This window comes from uncultured Eubacterium sp. (genome assembly GCF_937958975.1).
In the GTDB taxonomy this organism is placed as follows: Bacteria; Bacillota; Clostridia; order Lachnospirales; family Lachnospiraceae; genus Eubacterium_G.
This window is the reverse complement of sequence record NZ_CALGRE010000055.1, coordinates 38,342-58,988: the sequence shown is the minus strand read 5'-3', so window position 1 is coordinate 58,988 and position 20,647 is coordinate 38,342. Positions and strand designations below refer to the sequence as shown.

Annotated in this window: 19 protein-coding genes; 2 read left to right on the top strand and 17 right to left on the bottom strand. The window is 36.6% G+C overall.

Annotated elements, in window-relative coordinates; translation table 11 throughout:
* From Q5O86_RS10420 to Q5O86_RS10360, 13 genes are all read right to left on the bottom strand, one after another.
* On the bottom strand, nt 1-219 hold a 219-nt coding region (locus tag Q5O86_RS10420), incomplete at its 3' end, for a hypothetical protein (protein WP_302627084.1).
* 139 nt (nt 220-358) lie between these two features.
* The gene (locus tag Q5O86_RS10415; RefSeq protein ID WP_302627083.1) at nt 359-2,833 is read right to left on the bottom strand and encodes an ATP-dependent Clp protease ATP-binding subunit; all 2,475 of its coding nucleotides are present in this window, start codon (nt 2,831-2,833) and stop codon (nt 359-361) included.
* Between the two features lie 130 nt (nt 2,834-2,963).
* Nucleotides 2,964-4,520, bottom strand: a complete 1,557-nt coding sequence (locus tag Q5O86_RS10410) for a hypothetical protein (protein ID WP_302627082.1) — start codon at nt 4,518-4,520, stop codon at nt 2,964-2,966.
* Between the two features lie 79 nt (nt 4,521-4,599).
* Complete coding sequence (gene purD / locus Q5O86_RS10405) at nt 4,600-5,871, bottom strand: phosphoribosylamine--glycine ligase (protein ID WP_302627081.1); 1,272 nt, start codon at nt 5,869-5,871, stop codon at nt 4,600-4,602.
* Between the two features lie 28 nt (nt 5,872-5,899).
* Nucleotides 5,900-6,493, bottom strand: a complete 594-nt coding sequence (gene purN, locus Q5O86_RS10400) for a phosphoribosylglycinamide formyltransferase (RefSeq protein ID WP_302627080.1) — start codon at nt 6,491-6,493, stop codon at nt 5,900-5,902.
* 18 nt (nt 6,494-6,511) lie between these two features.
* Nucleotides 6,512-7,537 carry a phosphoribosylformylglycinamidine cyclo-ligase gene (purM, locus tag Q5O86_RS10395; RefSeq protein ID WP_302627079.1) on the bottom strand — a complete coding sequence of 342 codons (1,026 nt, stop codon included), beginning with the start codon at nt 7,535-7,537 and terminating at the stop codon, nt 6,512-6,514.
* A gap of 50 nt (nt 7,538-7,587) precedes the next feature.
* Nucleotides 7,588-8,088 carry a 5-(carboxyamino)imidazole ribonucleotide mutase gene (gene purE / locus Q5O86_RS10390; protein WP_302627078.1) on the bottom strand — a complete coding sequence of 167 codons (501 nt, stop codon included), beginning with the start codon at nt 8,086-8,088 and terminating at the stop codon, nt 7,588-7,590.
* A gap of 166 nt (nt 8,089-8,254) precedes the next feature.
* Nucleotides 8,255-10,258: an aminopeptidase gene (locus tag Q5O86_RS10385; protein WP_302627077.1), complete on the bottom strand. Its 2,004-nt coding sequence runs from the start codon at nt 10,256-10,258 to the stop codon at nt 8,255-8,257.
* Nucleotides 10,259-10,272: 14 nt separating this feature from the next.
* Complete coding sequence (locus Q5O86_RS10380; RefSeq protein WP_302627076.1) at nt 10,273-10,620, bottom strand: hypothetical protein; 348 nt, start codon at nt 10,618-10,620, stop codon at nt 10,273-10,275.
* A gap of 36 nt (nt 10,621-10,656) precedes the next feature.
* A complete protein-coding gene (locus Q5O86_RS10375) occupies nt 10,657-11,112 on the bottom strand; it encodes a VanZ family protein (protein WP_302627075.1) in 456 nt (151 codons plus the stop codon).
* Nucleotides 11,113-11,126: 14 nt separating this feature from the next.
* Nucleotides 11,127-11,804 (bottom strand): orotate phosphoribosyltransferase, encoded by a 678-nt coding sequence (gene pyrE, locus Q5O86_RS10370; protein ID WP_302627074.1) that lies wholly within the window; start codon nt 11,802-11,804, stop codon nt 11,127-11,129.
* 142 nt (nt 11,805-11,946) lie between these two features.
* On the bottom strand, nt 11,947-15,612 hold the full coding sequence (locus Q5O86_RS10365) for a discoidin domain-containing protein (RefSeq protein ID WP_302627073.1): 3,666 nt from the start codon (nt 15,610-15,612) through the stop codon (nt 11,947-11,949).
* Between the two features lie 249 nt (nt 15,613-15,861).
* The gene (locus Q5O86_RS10360) at nt 15,862-16,149 is read right to left on the bottom strand and encodes a hypothetical protein (RefSeq protein ID WP_302627072.1); all 288 of its coding nucleotides are present in this window, start codon (nt 16,147-16,149) and stop codon (nt 15,862-15,864) included.
* A 244-nt stretch (nt 16,150-16,393) separates the two neighbouring features.
* On the opposite strand from Q5O86_RS10360, the gene Q5O86_RS10355 reads away from it, so the two are divergent.
* Both Q5O86_RS10355 and Q5O86_RS10350 read left to right on the top strand, forming a co-directional pair.
* Nucleotides 16,394-16,600 (top strand): helix-turn-helix domain-containing protein, encoded by a 207-nt coding sequence (locus Q5O86_RS10355; RefSeq protein ID WP_368074773.1) that lies wholly within the window; start codon nt 16,394-16,396, stop codon nt 16,598-16,600.
* 69 nt (nt 16,601-16,669) lie between these two features.
* Complete coding sequence (locus tag Q5O86_RS10350) at nt 16,670-16,870, top strand: helix-turn-helix domain-containing protein (protein ID WP_368074772.1); 201 nt, start codon at nt 16,670-16,672, stop codon at nt 16,868-16,870.
* A gap of 157 nt (nt 16,871-17,027) precedes the next feature.
* Here the strand turns inward: Q5O86_RS10350 and Q5O86_RS10345 are convergent, their stop codons facing one another.
* The 4 genes from Q5O86_RS10345 to pyrF are packed head-to-tail and all read right to left on the bottom strand — an operon-like array spanning nt 17,028 to nt 20,642.
* Nucleotides 17,028-17,978, bottom strand: coding sequence for a glycosyltransferase family 2 protein (locus Q5O86_RS10345; RefSeq protein WP_302627071.1), 951 nt, complete (start codon nt 17,976-17,978; stop codon nt 17,028-17,030).
* Between the two features lie 23 nt (nt 17,979-18,001).
* Entirely contained in the window at nt 18,002-18,904 is a 903-nt protein-coding gene (locus tag Q5O86_RS10340) for a dihydroorotate dehydrogenase (RefSeq protein ID WP_302627070.1), read from the bottom strand.
* Nucleotides 18,904-19,671: a dihydroorotate dehydrogenase electron transfer subunit gene (locus Q5O86_RS10335; RefSeq protein WP_302627069.1), complete on the bottom strand. Its 768-nt coding sequence runs from the start codon at nt 19,669-19,671 to the stop codon at nt 18,904-18,906. Before Q5O86_RS10335 ends, Q5O86_RS10340 begins: the two co-directional genes overlap by 1 nt.
* Before the next feature lie 53 nt (nt 19,672-19,724).
* Nucleotides 19,725-20,642, bottom strand: a complete 918-nt coding sequence (gene pyrF / locus Q5O86_RS10330) for an orotidine-5'-phosphate decarboxylase (protein ID WP_302627068.1) — start codon at nt 20,640-20,642, stop codon at nt 19,725-19,727.
* Between the last annotated feature and the right edge of the window lie 5 nt (nt 20,643-20,647).

Here is a 20,647-nt window from a genome sequence, read left to right as displayed (position 1 = left end):
GCAATCACTTTTCTTCGAAAAGTGATTACAAATAATTGTATTGCAACACATTTTAATCTGCTTCGCAGATAGTGTTGCAAGCAAGCAATCACTTTTCTTCGAAAAGTGATTACAAATAATTGTATTGCAACACATTTTAATCTGCTTCGCAGATAGTGTTGCAAGCAGGCAATCACTTTTCTTCGAAAAGTGATTACAAATAATCGTATTGCAACACATTTTAATCTGCTTCGCAGATGGTGTTGCAAGCAGGCAATCACTTTTCTCCGAAAAGTGATTACAAATATTGTATCACAATTTGACTTTCAAGTGCGAAAAAAGTATGATTTTTTTCATTTTTTTCATTCCAAAAATGGTACTATTTTTCTTCTTTCACAGTAAAATTAACTTTCCCATTTCTACATGAAACATTTACGCTATTTCCGCTCTGTATCTTTCCGGCAAGAACTTCTTCTGCCAGGCTGTCTTCCACCTTACTCTGTATCATTCTTCTCAATGGTCTTGCTCCATATTTTTTATCATAACTTTCTTTTGCAAGCATTGTTTTCACTGTATCTGTAAATTTAAGCTGTATCTGCATCTGCTCTTTTACCTGCTTTGCAAGAGAACGCAACATAATATTTACAATACTCCTTACTTCTTTCTCCGATAATGCATGGAAGACAATAATGTCATCTATTCTGTTAATAAATTCCGGTTTGAACATTTGCTTTACTTCTTCCATAACCGCAGATTTCATTTTCTCATAATCCTGCTTTTCAGTATTTCCACTACTAAAACCAAGATGTCTCGGATCAATAATACGATTTGCACCGGCATTACTTGTCATAATAATAATCGTATTTTTAAAACTGACCTTCCTTCCTTTAGAATCAGTAATATGTCCATCGTCTAAAACCTGAAGAAGAATATTAAATACATCCGGATGTGCCTTCTCAATCTCATCAAACAGAACAACGGAGTATGGATTTCTTCTAACCTTATCACTCAACTGTCCCCCTTCTTCAAATCCTACATATCCGGGAGGCGAACCAATCATTTTTGAAACGCTATGTTTCTCCATATATTCTGACATATCGATTCTTATAATCGCATCTTCCGTTCCAAAAACCGCTTCTGCCAATGTTTTAGACAACTCAGTCTTTCCGACTCCTGTTGGTCCTAAAAATAAAAAGGAACCAATTGGTCTGTTTGGATTTTTTAATCCCACACGTCCTCTTCTGACCGCCTTTGCCACAGCACTGACTGCCTCTGTCTGACCAACCATTCTTTTATGCAGTATATCTTCTAACTTTAAAAGCCTCTGCTGTTCATTTTTTTCTAATTTTGTCACTGGGATTCCGGTCCACATTGCCACAACATCCTCGATAGAACTCTCGGTAATCGAAGGCCGATATGAACCCTCTGTTCCTTCCCACTTTGCTACTGCTCTATTTAATTTTGCCTGTGCCTTATCCAGCTCCTTTTTTATATTTGCAGCCATTTTAAAATCAGAATGCCTGATACACATCTCCAATTCTAAATTCAATTCAGCTACATCAATTTCCTTATCTTTCACTGACTTTGGTTTTGGAATATCTCTAATCCTGATTTTAGAACATGCCTCATCAATCAAATCAATCGCCTTGTCCGGCAAATTTCTGTCATTAATATATCTGGTAGATAATTTCACAGCGGCTTCTATCGCTTCATCTGTAATTTGAACCTGATGAAATTCTTCGTATGCTCCCCGCAGCCCCTTTAAAATTTCAATCGTCTGTTCCTGTGTGGGTTCTTCGACTGTTACCGGTTGAAACCTTCTCTCCAAGGCAGCATCTTTTTCAAAATATTTTCTATATTCAGAAATTGTCGTAGCGCCGATTACCTGCAGTCTTCCTTTTGTCAGAGACGGTTTTAAAATGTTAGATGCATCCATAGAGCCTTCTGCGCCGCCTGCACCGACAATAGTATGAATCTCATCGATAAACAGAATAACATTTCCGGAATTTTCTACCTCTTCAATAATCTTTTTCAGCCTTTCCTCAAATTCTCCTCTATATTTAGAGCCTGCTACGGCTCCTGATAAATCCAAACTTATAACTCTCTTTCCTGCCATTGTCTTTGGAACTCTGCCCTCTACAATACGCTGTGCAATTGCCTCCACTACGGCAGTCTTTCCCACACCCGGCTCTCCGATAAGACACGGATTGTTTTTAGTTCTTCTGCTTAATATCTGAACAATTCTCTGTATTTCATTTTCTCTACCGACTACAGTATCTAATTTTCCGGACTTTGCTTCTTTTGTTAAGTCTCTTCCATATCTCTCTAATGTTGGCGTCCCACCAGATGGATTACTCCTGCCTTTTTTTTCCTGTTTTAAATATTTTTTGACCTCACTGACATCTCTATTCGTAAGTCGCAATATATCTGCACACACTTTTTTCATGCTAATACCAAAGCTTGATAAAATACAATATGCCTCGCAATCCGAATCCGCAATGATTGCCAGCAAAATATGCTCTGTCCCGATTTGTGGCAGCCCCTGCTCCGCAGCTTCTGATGCTGCGCGGCCAAGAAGTATATGTGCCCTGGATGACGGTAAAATATTTTGTTTTCCTCTGCCCTTTGTTGATGTTCTCGCTTTTATGCCCATATCTTCCTCAATGGCAGAAACAATATCTGCATAAACCAGATTATAATTATATAAAATATTAGCAGCAACTCCATCTGTAACTTTGGAAAGTCCCGCTAATATGTGTTCTGTACCAATATAATTCATTCCCAAATCAATTGCCAAATCTTTCGCATATCCAATTGCTGCAATTGTCTGTTTCGTAAATTTATTGCTCTCCATTCCAATTCCTCCATTTTGCCTGCTAGGTATAAAGTATAACCATTAATTGTGTCTATTATTTAAACTGTTTTTTAAGAAAGGAGTAATTCTAAAGAAGGGTTATCCCCTAGAATTACTCCTTTGTTATTAATTATGAATCAATATCAATAAACTCAAAATCATCATCCTCATCATTTTCATCAGAAAGCATGGATTTCAATGTTTCTTTTATATCTTCTTCCATTTCTTTGTGAGCCTCAATTGTATCATTTTCTATCTGCTCTTTCTTAGAAATTTCAGGTTCGTCATCTGATATATCGATAAAAATTTCATCTTCGTCAGCATTCTCACCACCATAGAAACCTTCGTCAGACTGTAAGTCTGAGCCCAATGTAGGTTCATCTCCGTAAGTCCTGTCTATCTTATTTCGACCAAAAAATCTTGGTTTGCCAACTGTTTTCTCCTCGTCTAAGGCAATTTCTTCTAAATTATCTGTCTCAAGATTCACTTCTGTTGGTTCTTCATCTTCTTCTGCAATATCTTCATCTACAGTTTCCTCAATCTCATCATCATCGGAAATATATTTATCTTTTTTATCAGAACTTTCTTTCTTAATCCTTTTTTCTTTCTTGTTCAACCCTATATTGATACATACAAAAATCAGGATAATAATGACTATAACCAGGCCACATAATATTTTTAAAAGAAAATTATATTTATCTACTAATTTATTGTAATCCTTTTCAAGATTATCATACGCTTTTGCCGCTGCTTCTGACTGTTTATTTGCATCGTTTGATACTAAATATCTCTGAAAGCATTTCTCGTTATCATCATAGCAGTAAAGATTTGTATCACCATTCCAGTTCATAGCATATACAAGATACATCCCCGCTTCTTCATCTAAAACCCATGCTCTTACTTCTGTATCTATAATGGTAACTTTCTTCTTATCATAATTTTTAAGAATCCCATCTTCTGTCTCAGGCACAACAATGGTATACATTCTACTCTTAACTTTGATGTTATTCATTGCATAAAAATTATCTTTATCTGCATTGTAAATATAGAAACCTTCTGTCTCGTCATCATAGAGATAAAAAGCTGTCAACTCTTTTACTTCACCCTTGATACAAGTATATTTCTTACCGTCAATTTTGTCAGATGATTTTACAAATCCATCAGGAATAGCACTCTTTGGGAAAGACGAAGATATCTTCATTTCCTTTTTCCCAACTTTTATTACTTTATCCTTTTCATTCTTATTCGTTTTTGTGTCATCTGGTTTATCCGAATCATTCTGAGGTGCAACATATGTTGCTTCTTCTTCCGCTGTGAGCTTTGTCGTATTCAGCGTATATTTCTGTACTGCACCACTCGCTGATGTAACTGATACTTCTGTCAGGTTTTTTCCCGTATCCATTCTTGTATTTGCCCACTCTTTTTCAACAACAGCCTTTGACGAGCTGTCCGCCGGCACCGCCTCAATTTCAATTTTTACTGCATTTGACATAACCGTTAAATTATATGTGTAGGTTGTAGCACTAAAATTCATTGGAACTTCCGTTTTTTTACCTGCTGCATCCACTGCATATACTTTCAGAGAGGACAAATCTGTTGTCGTATCCGCACTGACTGATATTGTCATTCCAATTACAAGTACCAATAACATAAAAACTGTTATGAACAGATTCCTAATTTTTTTCATATCTTTACCATCCTTATATCAAAAGATTCTTGTGTATCTCTAATAATTTATTCTATAATTGTTTTTCAATACCACTTTTTTAAGCTTCGTCTATTGCTTTTCCGATATCATTACGCATATATTTGTTATCAAAATCAATCCATTTTGTTGCATCATATGCATTCGCTCTCGCCTCTTTTAAATCTGCTCCCTTTGCAGTAACGCCGAGAACACGTCCTCCATTTGTCACTATCTTTCCATCAGATATCTTTGTCCCTGCATGGAATACATAATAACTATCCTTCCCGTCAAACTGCTCCAGACCTTTAATTTCAAATCCTTTTTCATAAGAAACGGGATATCCGTCACTTGCCAAAACAACACACACTGCTGCATTATCCTCAAACTGTAAATCAATCTGCTCCAGGGTTCCGTCAATACATGCCTCAAACACATCAATAATGTCATTTTTCATTCTCGGTAAAACAACCTGAGCTTCCGGGTCGCCAAATCTGGCATTATACTCTAACACCTTCGGCCCTTCCTCTGTAAGCATTAAACCAAAGAAAATAATTCCCTTAAATTCTCTTCCCTCAGCCGCCATTGCATCTACAGTAGCCTGATAAATGTATTTTTTACAAAATGTATCCACTTCCTCAGTGTAAAACGGACTTGGTGAAAAGGTTCCCATACCACCTGTATTGAGTCCCTTATCTCCGTCTTTTGCTCTCTTATGGTCCTGTGCAGATGTCATAATCTTAATTGTTTTTCCGTCCACATAAGAAAGCACAGAAACCTCACGTCCTGTCATAAATTCTTCAATTACAATAGTATTTCCGGCGCTGCCAAATTTCTTATCCAGCATCAACTCCCTAACACCATCCATTGCTTCCTCTCTGGTCTGACAAATCAAAACACCTTTTCCGAGTGCAAGCCCATCTGCCTTAAGAACAATTGGATATTTGGAAGTTTCAAGATATTCCATCGCGGCTTCCGGAGAATCAAAATTCTCATATCCTGCCGTAGGAATATTATATTTTTTCATTAAGTCTTTTGAAAATGCCTTTGAACCCTCGAGAATTGCCGCATTTTTTCTCGGTCCGAACACTCTGAGTCCTGCATTTTCAAACTCATCCACAATACCACCTACGAGCGGGTCATCCATTCCCACCACCGTAAGGTCAATTTCCTTTTCCTTTGCAAATTCCACTAACTTTGCAAATTCCATCGCACCGATATCCACACATTCCGCAATCTGCCCGATTCCTGCATTTCCCGGTGCACAATATATTTTATCCACTTTACTGCTCTTTGCTACAGCAGCGGCAATAGCATGTTCTCTTCCACCGCTTCCAACGATTAAAACTTTCATTTTTACCTCTTTCCTAAATGTGTCAAACTTACAACTTGTCATTTGCTATGGCATCAATGGCTTGTGGAAGTATTTTCCACTCTGCCTGCTCCATAACACGTTTCTGTAGTATCTCCGGTGTATCTCCCGGAAGAACATCTACAGCCTTCTGATATATAATAGGACCTGTGTCCGTTCCTTCATCCACAAAATGTACGGTTGCTCCTGTCACCTTAACCCCTCTCTCCAGCGCCTTCTCATGCACATGAAGTCCATAAAACCCGTTTCCACAAAAAGAAGGAATCAGTGAAGGATGAATGTTAATAATTTTATTTCTATATTTTGCAATCAATTCTGCCGGAAGTACAACGAGAAATCCTGCAAGAACAATCAAATCTAACTGATACGCATCTATCGTCTCAATAAGAGCTTTATTAAATTCATCTCTCGTATCATAATCTTTGATACAAACACTTTCTGCTTTAATGTTATTTTCTTTTGCTCTGGTAAGTGCATAAGCATCTTTTTTATTGCTGATGACAACCTCTAAAGATACATTTGTTATTTCCCCGCTCTTGACCGCATCAATAATAGCCTGAAGGTTTGTCCCACCTCCGGAAACTAGAACTCCAACTCTAATCATTTTTACCTCATTCGAAAACTAAACCAATTCAACTGACTTTTCTCCGGCTTCCACTTCTCCAACAACGAAACATTTTTCGCCTGCCGACTCAATAGCTGCCATTGTAGCCTCTACATCACTTTCATCCACCGCCAACAACATTCCAATACCCATATTGTAAGTATTGTACATCATCTCTTCTGCGATATCACCCTGCTTTGCAAGAAGTCTGAAAATAGCCGGAACCTCGTAAGAATCCTTTTTAACCACAGCCTTAACTCCATCCGGTAACATTCTAGGAATATTTTCGTAAAATCCACCGCCTGTAATATGACTGCATCCATGAATTGTCACACCGTTTTCCCTAATGGCTTTTAACGCCTTAACATAGATAACTGTCGGTGCAAGCAGCGCTTCTCCAAGAGTTGTTCCGAGTTCATCATAATATGTATTCAACGACTCCTCTGTCATATCAAACACTTTTCTTACAAGTGAAAATCCATTACTGTGTACACCGGAGGATGCAATACCAATTAATTTATCTCCCGGCTTAATATTTTCTCCTGTAATCAAATCTTTTTTATCTACCACACCGACTGCAAAACCGGCCAAATCATAGTCATCTTCCGGCATAAGTCCCGGATGTTCTGCTGTCTCTCCGCCAATTAATGCACATCCCGACTGCTTACATCCCTCTGCCACACCTTTTACAATCTGCGCAATCTTTTCCGGGAAATTCTTTCCACAGGCAATATAATCCAGGAAAAATAATGGTTCTCCACCGCCGCAGACAATATCGTTGACACACATTGCCACACAGTCAATACCTATCGTATCATGCTTATCTAAAACAAAAGCAAGCTTAATTTTTGTACCTACCCCGTCTGTTCCGGAAACCAAAATCGGTTCTTCCATATTTTTAAATGCACTCATATCAAATGCACCGGCAAAACCTCCGATACCTCCTAAAACCTCGGGTCTCACTGTCTCCTTGATAGAACCTTTAATCAATTCAACTGATTTGTATCCTGCCTCGATATCAACGCCTGCTTTCTTATAATCCATTATAAAATTCCTCCTGTTTTTTAATATATATCAATATCTTTTGCTGTTGTTTAATAGTTCTTATAACCGACTTCTTTCAGCTTTGCATCCTTTGCTTCCACTTCTGATTTCATCGTTTCCGCATATTCTTTTATTTTATCTAAAAGAGCATCATCAGATGTAGCAAGTATCTGTGCAGCTAAAATTCCTGCATTCATTCCTCCGTTAATAGCAACAGTAGCTACAGGTACACCTGATGGCATCTGTACGATGGAATACAATGAATCTACTCCGCCTAAATCTGACGTTTTCATTGGAATACCAATCACCGGCATCTTAAATAATGCTGCACACATTCCCGGTAAATGAGCCGCTTTTCCCGCTCCTGCAATTATAACCTTAATTCCCCGGTCTTCAGCACTTTTTGCCCAATCAAAGAAAATATCCGGTTCTCTATGAGCCGAAATAATCGTCATCTCATAATCAATACCAAACTTGTCTAAAATCTCTGCTGCTTTACTCATGACAGGCATATCTGAATCACTGCCCATTACAATACCTACTTTTGCCATTTTGCTCTCCTTTTTCCATTTTTATACAAATATGTTTTTAAACCATGTCGATTGCCATCTCCATGGTTTTTCTCGTCATATACCGATTCGTACAGGCACAATCGGCATTTTCTTCGTTATTGTACCATAAACATTATGAATAATGAAGAATGAAAATAAATTTATATTATTTTTTTAATGCTTCATTTAGCATCTCTGTCCCCTTTAGCACAAATCTTCCATCCTGAATAATAACGAACTCCTCCCCGTTCTTCGTGACGGCAGTTATCTCCCCGATTTCATCATACGGAATTGTTATATCTGTATGACATCCAAAATATGCTTTTTTCACATCTGTTTTTCGCAATGCGGAAATTTCATTTTCTCTTGCCACAATTTCTTTTCCATCTGGATTATATGTCTTAACATCCTCCTCATGACTGTAACAGGTATCCCCTACCGCAAAATGAGGACCCATTTTTTCTACAATTAAAATAGGTAATTTATAAACTACATCAAACTTATTCGCTATCGCATACGCTGTTGTGTTTGTCCCAATAGCAAACTCACCAATCGGAAGTGTCTCGTGATTGAACATTACATTTTCTTTAATATATTTTTTATTTTCTTCCTCTGTATCAAAATTTTTACAACTATAATCTTTTATTTTTCCATCTTCAAATGTAATTTCTAAATCTTTATATTTTAATTCTCCAAGATAAACCTCGCTCACATGAAGCAACCCATTGGTTCCTGAAAGCTTTGGAGACGTAAACACTTCACCCAGCGGTATATTTACATCTGCCAGACAATTCTCAAAATTTGTTTCCTTCTCAGGCTCATCTAATTCATGCATCTGTACATTGATATAAGTCTTGTTTTCACCTTTTCCTGTCACTCTCACATATTCTGCCTTATCCAATGTATCGATTAATGCCTGCTGAACCTCTGCATATTTTTTCTCATCTAAAGTATTGATTTCTACTGTCGCCTCAAACATTTCCTCAAATTTATCACCAAACTCCGGAATCGGAAATGCAATAATTGTAAAGCTTCTCTCATCTCCTTTGATGTATTCCTGTATAATCTGCTGATATTCCAGTGAAAAATGAACCTGAAGCCTCTGTTGTTCTTCAGTGAAGCTATATGCCTCTTTTTTGTTCTCCGGTTCAAAAGGTGTCTCACCAAACACTTCAATCACTGCCGGGCCTGCCATCATTGCAGCCATTTCTTTTCTTGTCTCAAAAGCCTGTCTCGATACTTCTAACTTTCTTTTTACAAATGCCTTATCTAAAAATAATGCATCATCAAACTTATGGTCAAACCAATATTGTTTATTGCACATCGTACTGTTATAGCCCCTCGGATAAATCACCGGTTTTAATCCCATTTCTCCAAAATTTCGAATTGCAGCTTTTACAATTCGCTCGAACCCGATGTTATATCTTATATCTACGGTACTCTTAATCGACAAATCCTTTCCCGTATTAATAAAACCATTTCTATAACCCTCTGTATAGACCTTTGCAAGCCGGTCAATCTTGTTTTGCTCTAAAGAGTTAAGATATATTGCCATTTCAATTTCATTACTTCCGATATATTCACCATAACGATATAAATATCGCAAATCTTCTAAATCACTTTTAGTCACAATATCAACTGCAAAACTATTTTCAGGGTTTAACATCGCATCAACAGAAATCTCCGTAAAAATCTCTGTATTATCTTTTATAAAGGAATACATCGTTTCTTTTACATTTTCAAATATGATTTCGTCAATATTTTCAAAATAGTTATATATTTCAATAAATAGCTCAAACCATAGTGTTGCAGCTTCTAACTGTCCTCTATACAAATTCCCAATTACCGCTCTAATTTTTGTATACAAAAAGCATAGAATCTGCCCATATTCCTCACCCAGACATTCCACGGCATACCGGGGATTTGCAAAACTTTTCCCGTAATTTTCTTTATAAATATCACAATAAAGACTGTAATTTATTTTTTCTAAACGGTGTCTATCTAAATTAATCATTTCACCGCTGTTTATCATGTTGTAAACGCCATCAAGCATAATGATAAAGCTTGCTGTCTTCTGAAAAAATTCATTATACGGCTTTACAATATCATCATTCTTTATTTCTTTTATTCTGTTTATCGCAATGTTATAGCGCTCCTCAACAATATTCATTCTAATACCTCTGCTTATATATAAATTAAATACATACCAAGAATCGCAATCCAGATTACTGCATTGGCAATTGTTCCAATGTATGTGTATCTCATAAACTTGTTTTCTTCTCTAAAACTGTTAATTCCTATCACAAATCCTGCAATGGAAGTTGCAAACGCAAACAACATTAATATTCCCACATATATTCCCGCCTTTCCTTTCATTGCAACGGAAATGGAGACAGATAACACAATAACCAAAAAACTTTCCAATGCAATTAACGAGGAAGACTTTCCTCCCCTGGTATATTTGCTTAAAGGAATTTTTTTTGCCTTTTTATCTTCTTTTTCTTCTAATCTAATCTTCTTATTTTTTTTCACTTATATTTACCTTCAATAATTTATATTGCCACTCTGCTATATATGTTTCCGCACTTTTGTAAGTTTCATTGACACATAACCTAAAAATCCACCCAATGTGTTTAAAAATATATCATCCACATCAAACGCTCCAACTTTAGAAATTAACTGTGCCGTTTCTATTCCTGTACTAAAAAGCATAGCAAAAAATGTCACACTTACAACATTTTTTAATACCCTTTTTCTTGAAATAGTTGGCAGCAAAAATCCAAAAGGCATAAAGCAGACTACATTTCCAAGTAAATTAACAATTGTAATATGCCATCCATAAGTATATCTCATGTTCCAAAATCTATTAATCTCTTTAAAAAGAGTAAGATTATATCTATATTCATCACTGACCCTTGTCCTATCCAGTGTCTCAGAAAAGAACATAAAATACAATGCCAATATCATATAGAGTACAAAAAATATTCTGCCAAAAACTCTGACTTTTATTTCTGTCTTCGCCACTTTGATTCTCCTGACTATTTCGCACCGTACTGCTCATAATACTTATCAATCGCTGACTTTATCTCATCGTCTATTACAACCTTGCCATTACATTCTTTATTATAAAGGTGTTCTACTACCTCCGCCATAGACACAATTGCATTCGCTTTAAATCCGTACTTTTCCTGTATTTCTAAAAGTGCACTCTTGTCACTGTCACGTCCCTTCTCCATCCTATTCAAAGAAACCATTAAGCCAAGTATCTCTACATCCCCCTGTGCCTTAATAATAGGAAATGTCTCCTCGATAGACTTACCGGACGTTGTTACATCCTCTATAATAACAACCTTGTCCCCATCCTTTATAGGACTTCCAAGAAGTATCCCGGCATCTCCATGGTCCTTTGCTTCCTTTCTATTAGAACAATATTTAATTTCTTTTCCATATAGCTCTGAAAAAGCTATACATGTAGCGACTCCGATAGGAATCCCTTTGTATGCCGGTCCAAATAATATATCAAAATCTTCCCCATAATGGTCGTGGATAGCCTTGGCATAATACTGTCCCAGTTTATGAAGCTGAGTTCCTGTCACATACAGACCTGCATTCATAAAAAATGGAGACTTCCTTCCGCTTTTTAAAGTAAATTCTCCAAATTTCAATACATCACTTTCTACCATAAATTCTATAAATTCCTGCTTATAATTTTCCATTCTTATCCATCTCCTTTATAGTCATTAAATAACTATTTTATATTATCACGAAAAGATAACTTGCACAATCTGTTTCATACATCTATTTCACAAAAGGCCGAATCCAAAGTTCCCCTCAGATTCGACCTTTATCACTTATTTTTTATTTTACAATAATGCTGCTCCAATTAAACTGTCTTTCTTCATAGTCACTATTTACAGGTCTTAATATTTTCTGATACAAACAATCAAATGTATGTTTATTCTTCACAAATTGATTCTGATAAAGAAAATCTGCCACATCATATATTGTAAATGCTTTCACCTTGCTATATACAATACTTCCATCTTTTAATTTGGCATATGCACGGACATAATATTGTGTGGTATACGCATTTACAGAAACATTACCACTTCCTGTTCCATTTCCACAATCCATAGTAAGTACATAATAGGATGCCGTGTCAGAATCTCCCATAACCGTTGGTGATTTTCCATTTTCTGTTGCCGTATGCTGCCGCACATACGGATTATCAGAATCATAAACTACATCCTTTTTTGTTATTGGATTATCACCATACACCAGTCCATACACCAGTCCGACCTGTGTAGCTGTTTGTCCATCAATTTGAGGTTCTGCCTGATATACAGTTCTAAATCCCATGTTTCCATCTATATTATTTAAAGCAGAAGTCATCTGATAGCCTGTAATAGCAATATCATTACTGATAGAAACAATTTCTTCTTTTCCATAGGCTTCAAATTCCCAAATAGAAAATCCCCATTCCTCATTAGATGTTCTAGATGCATCAATTCTTATATAAGATGCACATATCGGTTCATCAAAGTTATAACTCCAATCGAGTACATTATTATCTGACACAATTTTTACTGTTTTCCAATTCACTCCATTATTTGAAACTTTAATTACAAAATCCTTGGCATATGATTCTTCAAATGCAATTTTTATGGATTTCAAAAAATATTCATTTCCTAAATCCACCTGGAACCAATGTTCCTTTGACCACGCAGAATCTCCCCATCTTGTAGATATATCTCCATCAACCGCCTTTCCTGCTTCATCACTTTTGCTTCCGGCAGTCGCTCTTTTATCTAATGCCACATTCTCATATTCTTCCTGTCCATAGACTCCCAATTCCCAGATAGAAAATCCCCACTCCTCATTGGATGTTTTGGATGCATCAATCCTTATGTAGGAGGCATATACCGGCTCATCAAAAATATAATTCCAATCTAACGTTTCATTGTTAGTTACTGTTCTAATCGTTCTCCATTTTCTTCCATCTTCAGAAATCTTAACCTCAAAATCTTTCGCATATGAAACCTCATATGAAATTGACAATGCTTTTAAAGCATATCTTTTTCCCAAATCTACCTGGAACCAATGCTCATTTGACCACTCAGAATCTCCCCATCTTGTGGATAAATTTCCATCTACAGCCTTTCCTGCTTCACTGCTTCTACTTCCGGCAGTGGCATTTTTATTTAATGCCACATTCGTATATACATGAACTTTAGCTGTTACTTTAATATCCGTTCCATATATTTTCCCCTCCACAGTGAAACTCTTTTTATCTCCGTCATACTGTGTCTCCTTTACATCCGGCCAAACAACCAGTGCATACTGTTCTACTCCCTGACAACTTACTTTCGTCATCTTTGGAAGTTGTGGTTTTACTCCCTTTAATGTATAAACATCTACATCTGTTTTCTTTGTCTTGACCAAATCATCTCCGCCTATAGCAACAAAATCACCTAAATCAATACGCATCCCATTCATCATATATGTATAATCTATAACTGCAGACGCATTAAATGAAGATGGTTCTACTCCTTCTAAATGGGTACTGTCTCCCGATACTCTCAAACACTCAGCAAAATCCACATTTTTAATAGCGTTCGCCAATACTGCATTGATATAATCTTTCCATTTTCCTGACAATTCAGGATACTCTAACTCTTTTTCTAACAAACCATATGCAGTATGACAACCGTCACCATATTTATAAAACTTGAAGCCCAATAACGGCTCCTCTTCATGTCCGTCGGTAAATGCCAGATAACTATGTACTAACTTATCTGTCAAATCCTTTGGAAATTCAGCAAGCAATGCTTCATAAACATAATTCAGTGCTTCATCACTCGTTGCATTATGACTGGAACCAGGCCAGCTATAGCTGTTTGTTCCATTATCGTTTAAGAAACAGAAAGCTTTAATTCTGTTGTTTCTAGAATCCGGCTGACTGGTATCGTACTCTGCAAAAAACCATTTTCTTGCATTTTCGCCCATGGCTGCTTTCATTCTCTCATAATTTGCAACATCATTATATTTTCCTAATTTTTCTGCAATCTTAATTGCATAATCCACATCACTGTACCACTGGGTCACAAAGGAAATATCTTTTTCGTTTTTAAAATTTTCATTTCCGTAAATCCATCTTGGGTTATCAGCTCTCCATACTAAATATTTATAAATATATGCATATAAAGAATTCAGTTCACTGTTTAATTCTTCTTCCCGTTCTGGAAATTCTTTAATCATATTTCTATAACACAACCATGTTGTATGAGCCTTCTGTGACGGGAGACATTCACCATCCAAAATTCCATTATCATCAATACTATATATAAATCCTTTCATTGCATCCCATGCAATTTCCGGTTCTACATAGGATAACTCCTGAATATTAAACAAAGATTCCCATGAACAGCTATTTGGTGCGGAAGCAGAACCACTACCCCATGTAGATGCTTTTCCCAACGTAACCTGATAATAGTTATATCCCTTTTCCGGCGTAGGTTCTACGATGTTCTGATACTGAAAAGCCCACGCTGCATAGAACGATTTTCTATGTTTCTCTGCTGATATTGTCCCATTTGTTCTATTTCCCGAAAAGCCAAAATTCTCAGGTACCGGAACCTTTCCAAGCTTTTCATCCCAGAATTTTTTTGTATTCAGAAGTAATTTATTAATATTTGTTCCCTGTCCAACTGTTTTGTCCGCTAATTCCTGTGTACTCTCTTTACTGTTATCTTTAACGTTCTTTGGTAACATTGTCAACGAAAATGCTAATTTTGCATGTTCACTGTCAAATGTGGTCTCAACATACCAATCATCCCCATTAATAACCGGTGTGTACTGTCCTACAACCTCTCCCTGTTCATTCAGTTTTAAGAACTTCAATACCATCCAATCATGATTTTCATCAATAACTAAATCATTTCCCACTCGAGAGATTCCTGTTCTTCTCGCTGACATCTTCATCTTTGCATCTTTTGCTTCTGTCACATCTATCAAACGAATGTATGTATTCTTATCTGCAAAGAATTCGTCCATATATACTTTTCCTTTGGAATAGGTTGCCTCTGCTGTCAACTTATATGGATACCAGGCTACTTTTAAGGAACCCTCATTGAAATCTCCTGCCACTCCATCCTTTGGTCCCATCTGAATCTTATGCACATTGTTTTTTTTCTGAATACCATTTACCAGTACAACCATATTCAGATTCATTCCACCATCATATTTGGCAGTTTCCGTAGCTCTTGCCTGGTAATTCATTTCCATACGGCTTTCCGGATAACTGATCCATCTCCACTGGTCACTATCACTATTTCTTAAAGTGTCACAGTCAAAATCTTTATCTCCCTGTACCTTTACACTTCCTACCATCGTATCATCATTGCTCTGCTGTGTTAAAATTTTTTCAGTCTCCACAGCATAACCATAATTTACTTGTCCCAACAATAATGCCACCACAGCTGCAAAACTTACAAATTTCTTTATAAACTTATTTTTTCCGCTCATTAAACTTTTCCTCCTTTTTTGTTTATGTTATCGATACCATTAATGTGTAAAAAAAATTAACACATAAAAAACTATATATGTATAATATCACAATTTATCTTCTTTTAAAAGTTTTATATCTCATATTCCACTGCCTTTTTACAAAAAATAAAATCCCTATCAAGAGTTCTTTATACATGAACTCTCGCAGGGATTTTTATTCTCCATATACTATGAAGATGAAAAAACTTTTTAATACATTTCTAACAATTATTCTCTGGTAAGATTAAACATTTTCAATATCTCATACGCATCCAGCATACCAGCCATATAAGCATTTACTGTAGAATCATATTTTCTTTCATTCTCTCTTGCAATTAATGTCTCCACTACATTTCTCTGTTCTTCAGTAAGGTTAAGTTCTTTAAATAACCGTGTAGCTTCTTTTACTTCTTCAGTTCTCTTCTGATATTCAATATCATTCTTCAATAATTCATCTAATGTACGATTTTTCATACTATCCGCCGCTAATTTTAACAATTCTTTTATCTCACTCATTTTTATCTCCTAAGTATTTTACTAAATATTACAGAAATATCTTTGCTTTAGCACTATTTCTTTTAGTAATCTACCTATATTCCCCTTTCTATTATGTAATCTAAACTTATGTATATAGTATTATACTCGGATATTCGTACATTTTCAATATCCGAGTATAATTTTAAAATTATTTTAGTAACAGTTTCGTCAAACAGGAATTTATACTATTTCTTGTTTATACGTTAAACGAAAGGGGAAATATATGATAAGCTACGCACCACTATATAAAACTATGTCCGAAAAAAGAATAACTTCCTATGTTTTGTTTAAAAAGGGCTTTTCAAAGGCAACTTATTATTCCATACGTCAAGGAAATAGCATTAGTACGAATACAATCAACCAGCTTTGCAGAATATTAAATTGTTCTGTCTCCGAAATTATGGAATACATCGACGATAACAATGAATAAAATATGCACGATTTTTCGTACATTTTCATTATCCGAGTATACTCATATAATTATTACATGAGGTGAATTATGATTAGCTATGAACCACTTTTTCAAACTATGAAACAAAGAAAGATTAGTTCTTACGAACTTTCTAAGCGAGGGTTTCCTCGCTCGACATATTATGCCATAAAACACGGTAAAAGCGTTACCGTCAATACATTAAATCAACTATGCACAATTCTTCATTGTGATGTAGCAGATATTATAATTTATAGGGAAGATTCTTGACACTTTGTACAGCAGACAAATCCTGCAATGCTGTCTAAAACTATAATATTTTTTACATAATCCGGCAATATGTCCTGAAACAACAACTGAATAATTTTAAAATAGGAGACTGCGAAAAAATTCGTAGTCTCCCATATCTATTTAACATTTATTAATGCTAACCTATCTTTTTTACCTGCTCACTATTGGTTTCACCAATAATATAATGCGGTCTACCCTTAACTTCCATATATGTCTTTGCCAGATACTGACCAATAATTCCCATACAAAACAGTTGAATCCCGCCAATAAAAGTAATAATACATGCCAATGACGGCCATCCGGAAACAGGGTCACCCCAAATCCACTTCCTCAACATAATAAAAATAATTGCTATAAAAGATATAAACGTAAACAATAAACCTACCAATGATGCAATCTGTAATGGCGCCTGTGAAAAGTTAACAATTCCATCAATAGAATATTTTAATAGTCCCCAAAAGCTCCACTTCGTCTCTCCGGCTACCCTCTCCACATTTTCGAAAGGAAGCCATTTTGTTCGAAATCCAATCCAGCCAAAAATCCCCTTTGAAAACCGATTCTGCTCTCCGATTCTTATAATAGCCTCTACCATATTTCTGGTCATCAGTCTAAAATCCCTCGCACCGTCTACAATATCGGCATCCGATATACGATTAATTAATTTATAGAATTTTCTGGCAAAAAATGAACGAATTTTAGGCTCGCCCTGCCTCGTCACCCTTCTTGTAGCGACACTGTCATACTCTCCGCTTTCGAGATACGACATCATCTCCGGTAAAAGCGATGGCGGGTCCTGCATATCTGCGTCCATAACAGCCACATAATCACCTGCTGCATTGCAAAATCCCGCATACATAGCCGCCTCTTTTCCAAAATTTCTTGAGAGAGATAAAAATATGACACGAGAATCCTCTTTTGCATAACTTTTTAAAAGGTCAAGCGTCTTATCCTTTGAACCGTCATTGACGAACAAAAATTCAAACTCATACTTTGACATTATCTCAGTAACACGATTTAATTCTTTATATAGGTACCCCAAAGCTTCTTCTTCATTATAACATGGGATAATTAATGAAATTTTACTCATTTAACTCACCTAACTCTGTTTAATTATTTTACAATTCCGACCAGACTGTTAACATCATTAACCGCATGTCTTCTCATGTAATCTTCTATTCCCTCTATAACCTCTATTGTTGTGTTGGGGTTATTAAAATTTGCCGTACCGATAGATACTGCCGTGGCACCCGCCAATATAAACTCTATCGCATCTTTGGCATTTGTAATTCCTCCCATACCGATAACCGGTACCTTCACAGTGTTCGCCACCTGATATACCATTCGGACTGCCACCGGTTTTATTGCAGGACCGGAAAGTCCTCCTGTTTTATTTGCCAGAACAAATTTCTGCCTCTCCACATCTATCTGCATACCTGTCAGTGTATTAATCAGTGAGAGTGCATCTGCTCCACCTGCCTCTGCCGCTCTTGCCATCTCTGTAATATCCGTAACGTTCGGACTGAGTTTCATAATCACCGGCTGCTTTGCCACTTTCTTTACTTCTCTTGTTATATTTTCCACTGATTTCGGGTCTTGTCCAAAAGCGATTCCACCATGTTTTACATTTGGACACGAAATATTAATTTCTAACATATCTACATCTTCATGTCCCAATTTTTCAACCACATCTATATAGTCCTGCGTAGTTCTACCGCATACATTTACAATAATATTTGTGTCATAATCCTGCAAATATGGAATATCTCTTTTTGCAAACAAATCATATCCGGGATTTTGAAGCCCTACTGCATTCAACATTCCACCGTAAGTCTCTGCGATTCGAGGTGTCGGATTCCCCTCCCAGGGAACATTTGCCACACCCTTAGTAACAACAGCCCCTAATCTATTCAAATCAACAAACTCTCCATATTCCGCACCGGACCCAAATGTTCCGGAGGCAACCATCACCGGATTTTTAAACTCCACACCCGCAATATTAACCTTTGTATTCATTACAGTTCAACCTCCTCTGCCATAAATACCGGACCATCTTTGCAAATCCGCTTATTGTTCACATTTGTATGATGGTCCTTTTCCTTTGATTTGCAAACACATGCCAGACATGCCCCAATCCCACATGCCATTCTCTCCTCTAAAGAGAGCTGACATTCAATATTATTCTTTATTGCATACTCCTTAATTGCTCTTAGCATAGGAGTTGGTCCACATGCATAAATAACAGTACCCTCTATATTCTGTTCCCTGATAGCATCTATTACAGTTCCTTTCGTTCCCACACTGCCATCCTCTGTAGCAATATAAAGGTTTCCGCTGTTTTGTAATTCTTCTGTCAAAAAGAGTTCATCACGATATCCCGCTATAATCTGTACCTCTGCTTTGTCTTTAAGCGCCTCTGCCAGACCAACCATAGGTGGAATGCCAATACCTCCACCGATTAATATTGCCTTTTTATTTTCTCTCTGCATAAATCCATTGCCTAAAGGTCCAATCAATTCAATCGAATCTCCTGCCCTATATGCAGACATTTCTTCCGTTCCACCGCCTACAACACGATAAACAATTCTAATCGTTCCATCTTCCCTATTTATCTGGCAAATACTAATAGGCCTTGGCAATAATTTTGTCTTATCCTTACAATAAATTGAAACAAACTGCCCTGCAACTGCCTCATTTGCTGCCTCTGTTTTTATTATCATACTATATACGCCTGTGCCAATGCATTTCTGGCTCACTACTGTCGCCACTTCCTTTTGTCTCATAAAATTCATTCCTTTACATTTATCTCTTTTCATTCCTGATACACAATTCTTCACTAAAAAATTGAGTTAATATCTTCTATCATATCAATGACCGCCTGGCGGGATGCATCTGCATAATTAAGTTCCCCAAACTTAGCATACTGCTCCTGTTTATATGCACAAATAATGCCTCTGGAAGAATTTACGATAGCTCCAAGTCCATCCTCATTGAAATAAGGTTTTAACCCTTCTGCCGTACCACCCTGGGCACCATAGCCCGGTACTAATATATAACTCTTTGGCATAACTTTTCTGAGAACTTTCCCCATTTCCGGATATGTAGCCCCCACGACAGCGCCAATATAACTATAGTTTTCTCCCATATGCTCTTCTCCCCATTTTGCAACCTGTTCACCTACCCACTCATACAATGGTCTTCCGTCAATTAATCTGTCCTGAAATTCCCCGCTGGATGGATTGGATGTCTTTACCAAAATAAATAATCCCTTATTTTCTTCTTTACACACATCGATAAACGGTTTGATTCCATCGGTTCCCAAATATGGATTTACTGTGGCAAAGTCTTCATCAAACAATGAATAAGTTTTACTTCCGACCTGAACTTTTCCAAGATGTCCTGTGGCATAAGCTGATGATGTTGAGCCAATATCTCCACGCTTCACATCACCAATAACTACGAGGTCTTTTTCTTTTGCATAATCTACTGTCTTCTGGAAAGCCATAAGTCCCGGAACACCAAACTGCTCATACATCGCAATCTGTGGTTTTACAGCCGGAATCAAATCATATGTAGTGTCAATAATTCCTTTATTATACTGCCATATTGCCTCTGCCGCTCCCTCTAATGTCTCTCCATATTCCTTAAATGTATTTTTTACAATATATTCCGGTATATAACTCATCATCGGGTCTAATCCCACGACTACAGGTGCATTTGTTTTCTTAATCTTTTCCACTAATTTGTTAATCATATTTT